A 5,598-nucleotide genomic window follows, 5' to 3' on the forward strand; every position below is an offset into this window, starting at 1 on the left:
AGCAGGCGGCGGGCCTCGTCCTGCCTGTCGTTCTGCTTGCGCGAGACGAGATAGGCGGGCGATTCCGGCAGGAGGAAATAGGTGATGACCATCAGCCCGAGCGGCAGGAGGCCTCCGACCAGGAAAATCCCGCGCCAGCCCAGGATCGGCAGCCAGCTCGCCGCGATCAGGCCGCCGAGCATGGCGCCGGCCGGCAGGCCGAGCAGCACCCCGGTGATCATCGTGCCGCGCCGGGAAGCGGGGCTGTATTCACCCGCCAGCGCCAGGAGCGAGGGCGTGGCCCCGCCCATGCCGAGGCCGATCAGGAAGCGCAGTACGATGATCTGCGTCGGCGATGTCGCGTAGGCGCCCATCAGGGAGAACACCCCGAATAGGAAGATGGCGATCAGGATCGCCTTGCGCCGGCCATAGCGGTCCCCGAAGCTGCCGAGGCCGATCGCACCGAGCGTCATGCCGATCGTGCTGGCGGTGATGACCCAGGTCAGGTCGGCGGCCTTCATGCCGAAATCCTGCGCGATCGCGGGTCCGATGAAGGCGATCGACTGGGTGTCGAAGCCGTCGAGCAGGGCGATGACGAAGCAGAGTGCGACCACGGCCCATCTGCGGCCCGTCATCGAACCTGCATCGATGATGTCCTTGATGTCTTGTGTGCCGGCGGGTGGACTGGACATGGGCGTTCCTCAGATCTGTGTTTTTTGTGGGTATGAACGGGAAAGATCGCGCCGTAGCTCGGCAGCGACGCGCTCGGCCTGCTCGATGGCGAGCAGATGGGCTGCGGGCGAGAGCACGACGAGGCGTGAGCCGGCGATGCCCGTGTACAGGGCTTCAGCCATCGCGAGCGGCGTCGCGGGATCCTCGCGGCCGGCGATCACGGTCGTGGGAGCAATCACCCGGTGCAGCAGCGGGCGCAGATCCATCCGGCCGATCGCCTCGCAGCAGGCGGCGTAGCCGTCCCGGTCGATGGCGGCGAATTCGCCAGCCACCGCGTCCGTGGCGCTGCGATGGGCGTCGCGGAAGCCCGGCGTGAACCAGCGCTCCATCGTGGCCGCGAGGATCGCTCGCGTGCCGTCGCGCCGCACCAGCCCGGCACGCTCCTCCCAGGCCTCGCGCGTCGGCATATAGGCCGTCGTCGCCATCAGGGTCAGGCCGGCCAGACGCGCCGGGTGCCGCGCGGCAAAGGCCTGGCCGATCATCCCGCCAAGCGAGAGGCCGGCGACATGGGCGCGCGTCAGGTCGAGATGATCGAGCAGGGCGGCGAGATCATCGGCAAGATCGGCGATCTCGAAGGGCGAGGGGCCGTGGTTCGAGCCGCCATGGCCGCGCGTGTCGTAACGCACGCAGCGATATTCGGCCGAGAGCTCGCTGGCGATGGCGTCCCACATCCGATGCGTGGTGCCGAGCGAATTCGAGAAGACCAGGGCCGGCGCGGAGCCCGGCCCGGTGACCGTGTAGAACAGGCGCAGGCCCGGTCCGGTTTCGAGATAGGGCATGATCAGGCTCGCCGGCTTCGGCCGCGGCGCCCCGACAGGGCAGCCGGCGCGCGTTTCGCAAGCCGCGCTGGCGCGGGCCGCAACGGTTCGGTCTCAGACATGGCTCTCCGGCGGCTCTGACGGCCAGCTCAGGTTCGCGGCGGAGTGTTCCTCCTGCGCGAACGCTTCTTCCCTGCTTGTCAGGCTAGGCAGGCATGGTGTCGCTGGACAGGATCGTTTTGGTGTAAATTAATACCCCTACGGTATGGAAGCCCGCTTCCCTGCCGATGCGGTGGGGAAGCCGGGCAGTCGCCCGCGAGCATGTGACAACCGCCGCGATGGCGGTCTCCGGGGTGCAGCCGCCCTGCATCGATCGGAGAGCGGGAGGAGCAGGCAGCGATGGATCTGCGTCATCTGCGCTATTTCACGACCGTCGCCGCCGAAGGCTCGTTCAGCCGCGCCGCCGAGAAGCTCCATATCGCCCAGCCGCCGCTGAGCCGGCAGATTCAGCAGCTGGAGGAGGAGCTTGGCGTGAGCCTGCTCGATCGTGGCCGGCCGATCACGATGACCGAGGCCGGGCGCTATCTCTTCGAGCAGGGGCAACAGGTGCTGCAGCGCGTCGAGGAGATGAGCGCCATGACGACGCGCATCGGCAAGCGCCTGGTGCTGCAGTTCAATGTCGGCTTCGTCGCCTCGACGCTCTACGACACGCTGCCGCAACTGATCCGCGATTTTCGCATCCTGGTGCCGGATGTCGAGGTCCAGCTCCTCGAGATGACGACGCTGGAGCAGATCTCGGCCCTGAAGGACGGTCGCATCGATGTCGGCTTCGGACGCCTGCGCTTCGATGACGACATGCTGGTGCGAAAGGTGCTACGCGAGGAAGGATTATGCGTGGCGGTCGGCGGGGCCCATGCGCTGCTGGCAAGCGGCCGGAAGCCGAAGCTGGCCGATCTCGAGGCGGAACCTCTGATCCTGTATCCGAAGGCGCCCCGGCCGAGCTATGCCGATCAGGTCCTGTCCTTCTATCGCGAGGCGGGGGTCAGGCCGCGCATCGGCATGGAGGTCCGGGACGTGCAGACCGCGCTCGGCCTGGTCRCCTCGGGCGTCGGGATTTGCGTCGTTCCGGCCTCGGTCCGGCGCTTCGGCCGCGACGATGTCCAGTTCCTCGATCTCGACGAGAGATTCACCAGCCCCATCATCGTCAGCTATCGCCGGAACGACACCTCGCTCCTGCTGCAGCAGATCATCGGACTGGCGGGCTGAGGGAGCGCGAGAGGCGCATCCGCCCGGCATCCTGCCCCCTGAGGGGCGGGCGTTCCTGGCTTCACAGGGGTTGAGCCTCCGAGACAGCTTTCAATCCTCGTGCTTCAGGGCGCCACGCGTCATCCAGCCGTGCCTGCCTGGCGGTCGCGACGCCGGCCTGCGCGACGGTATAGGCTGCGCGCAGGCAAAGATCCTCGCGCCAGGGCGGGGCGATCAACTGCACGCCGACCGGCAGGCCGGCCCCGAAGACCGGCACGGCTGCGACCGGCAGGCCGATGCAGGAGATCGGTTGGGTGAACAGGCCGAGATTGGGCCGCAGCGCGACCGTCTCGCCCCGCAGCACCATGGTCTTGCTGCCGATTTCCGGTGCGACGCAGGGCGTGGCCGGCGCGATGATCAGGTCGACCGTTTGAAACAGCTGCATCATCTCGTCATGGAACCAGCGCCGTGCCCGCTGCGCCTGGAGATACCAGGCCGTCGGCTGCAGCGCGCCGGCGAGGAAGCGGTCGCGGGTCTCCGGGTCGAAATCATCGGCGCGCTGCTGCAGCCGCGTGAGATGGAAGGCCGAACTCTCGCCATTGGTGATCAGGAAGGCAGCCGCCCGGGCGATGCCCGCTCCGGCGATATCGAGCGCCCGCGTCGCACCCAGCGCCTGCGCGACTGCGGCGACGGCAGCTTCCGCTTCGGGCATCCCATCGGTCGAGAAATAGCCGCCGGCGACCGCGATACGCAGGCCGTCGACGCCCTGCTTCAGCGTCGGCAGGGTCGCCTCGGCCGCCTGTCGCGCACAGGCCGGATCTCCCGCATCATGGCCCAGCATCAGGTCATAGGCCATCGCGAGGTCGGTCACGTCCCGGGCGAAGGGGCCGAGATGGTCGAGCGAGTCGCAGAACGGAAAGCTGCGCGTGCGCGGCAGCCGGCCATAGGTCGGCTTGAGCCCGAAGACGCCGCAAAGCGAACTCGGCACGCGGATCGACCCGTTCGTGTCGGAGCCGAGCGAGATCGGGGCGAGCCCCGCGGCCGTCGCGGCGCCTGATCCGGAGGATGAACCTCCGGCCACGCGGCTGAGGTCATGCGGATTGCGGCAGGGGCCGTCATGCGCGTTCTCGCCGGTGAAGTCATAGGCGTATTCGCCCATGTTCAGGCCGCCGAGCAGCACGGCGCCGGCTTCCGTCAGGCGCTCGATCAGCACGGCATCGCGCGAGGCGGGCGGGCGCTCGCGGTTGATCTTCGAGCCGGCCCGTGTCGGCAGGCCGGCAATGTCGAACAGGTTCTTGGCGGCGAAGGGCACGCCGGCGAGGGGGCCGAGGGGCGCGCCGGCTGCGTGGCTGGCATCGGTCGCGCGTGCCTGCGCCAAGGCCCTCCCGGCGGTGACGTCGGTGAAGGCATTGATCGCCGGGTTCAGGCGTTCGATCCGCTGGAGGAAGCCGGTGATGACCGCTTCCGCGGTCATCACGCCCTCCCTGATATCGGCCGCGATACGGTGGGCCGGTGCGAAGGCATCGAAGCTCACGCGGGCTCTCCGTCATGCGGGCGCCCGGCGCGGAACACGCCGGCCGGCTCGAAGCTGGCCTCGTCGACGGGCGCGGCGAAGACGATCTCGGACATGGCCTTCGCCACTGCCAGGAATTGCAGGACGACCGGACGCTGCTCCTCGCTGATCGCCAGGCCGAGCGCGGGCGCCATCGCATCGCAATGGCGCGCCGCATCGAAGACGGGTTTCGGTTCGCTCATTCCGCCGGCTCCAGCTTGCCGCGGGGCTCGGTGGTCATCGTCTTCGCCGCGGTCACGACGGAGAGCGAGCGCGCGCAGAGGAAGAGGAAGCCCGCGACGATCGCATAGGCGAGGCTGATCGAGGGTGTGACGCCGAACCCCTTGCCGATGCCGATCGCCTCGCCATGCATCAGGCCGAAATAGGTCAGGACGGCGCCCGCGGCCGCAAAGCCTGCGGCGTGGAGGAACTGCTTCTCGATGACGAAGACGGCGATGGCGCCGAGCACCAGCCCGGACAGGATCGCGCCACCGCCCATCAGTTCGAGCCCGTGATAGAGCACGCCCATATTGGCCATCTTGTCGATGCCGACAGCAGCCGCATTGGTCCCCGCCGCGCCGAGTGCCCCGTCGATCAGCACCTTGGCCCAGGCYGCGAGATGCGGCGTCAGCGCCAGGACGATGGCAGGCGCATGGCTTGCCGGCGTGGTCTGGAAGGCCTGCGCGCCGATCAGCATGCCGATATAGAGCAGGATCGGCGAGATCGCGACGAGCGGGATCAGCGCCAGCAGCAGGGCGATGACGCCGAACCAGCACAGCACGATCACGATCAGCCCGGTCGCGGCGGAATAGCCGATGCGCCCGCCCATCGCCTTCCAGCCGGGGTGGCCGATATAGACGGCGTTGATGAAGGGGTTGCCCATCAGGCAGCCGATCAGGCTGACGACGCCGTCGGCGGTCAGTACCCGCGTCGTCGGGTAATGGTCACCGGCCGCTTCCGCGCTCTCGACATTGTCCATGGCCTCGACGAGATCATAGATGCCGAAGGGGATCGCCGTGACGAGGATGATGCCGAGATAGGAGAAGCCGGAGAAGACATGGTCGACTGCCGGCAGCGGCAGCGAGAAACCGAAGGTCGAGAAGGCGGCGCCCAGCTTGGCGAGGCTCAGGCCCCCGACATCGAGCCCGRGCAGCGCCGACCCCCAGGCGATGACCATGCCGAAGGCGATGGCGACCAGCCCCGCCGGGATGCTGCGGGGATAGCGCACGCCGCCGAACCAGCTGACCAGGATGATCGCATGGCAGGTGAGACCGATCGCCGGTGTCAGGAAAATCTCGAGTGCCGGGCGCATCGAAATGAAGGCGATCGAGA

The 5,598-nt window shown here is 68.3% G+C and carries 6 protein-coding genes; 1 reads left to right on the plus strand and 5 read right to left on the minus strand.

Annotated features, from left to right (window positions below):
* Together AC1DRP_RS34445 and pcaD are read right to left on the minus strand one after the other, a co-directional pair.
* Positions 1-671 (minus strand): MFS transporter (locus AC1DRP_RS34445; protein ID WP_476770889.1); only part of this gene is annotated, 671 nt, incomplete at its 3' end.
* A 9-nt stretch (positions 672-680) separates the two neighbouring features.
* Positions 681-1,490, minus strand: coding sequence for a 3-oxoadipate enol-lactonase (pcaD, locus tag AC1DRP_RS34450; protein ID WP_441488506.1), 810 nt, complete (start codon positions 1,488-1,490; stop codon positions 681-683).
* 378 nt (positions 1,491-1,868) lie between these two features.
* Here pcaD and AC1DRP_RS34455 point away from each other — a divergent pair, with 378 nt between their 5' ends.
* A complete protein-coding gene (locus AC1DRP_RS34455) occupies positions 1,869-2,735 on the plus strand; it encodes a LysR family transcriptional regulator (RefSeq protein WP_476770890.1) in 867 nt (288 codons plus the stop codon).
* Positions 2,736-2,796: 61 nt separating this feature from the next.
* On the opposite strand, the gene AC1DRP_RS34460 is transcribed toward AC1DRP_RS34455, so the two are convergent.
* From AC1DRP_RS34460 to AC1DRP_RS34470, 3 genes are all read right to left on the minus strand, one after another.
* On the minus strand, positions 2,797-4,188 hold the full coding sequence (locus AC1DRP_RS34460; protein ID WP_441504854.1) for an AtzE family amidohydrolase: 1,392 nt from the start codon (positions 4,186-4,188) through the stop codon (positions 2,797-2,799).
* A gap of 56 nt (positions 4,189-4,244) precedes the next feature.
* Entirely contained in the window at positions 4,245-4,469 is a 225-nt protein-coding gene (locus tag AC1DRP_RS34465) for a DUF4089 domain-containing protein (RefSeq protein WP_441504601.1), read from the minus strand.
* Positions 4,466-5,598, minus strand: a 1,133-nt coding sequence (locus tag AC1DRP_RS34470) for a regulator (protein ID WP_476770891.1), incomplete at its 5' end; no start/stop codon positions are given. The genes AC1DRP_RS34465 and AC1DRP_RS34470, both read right to left, overlap by 4 nt.

It is taken from the genome of Allobosea sp. 01N443 (genome assembly GCF_056399325.1).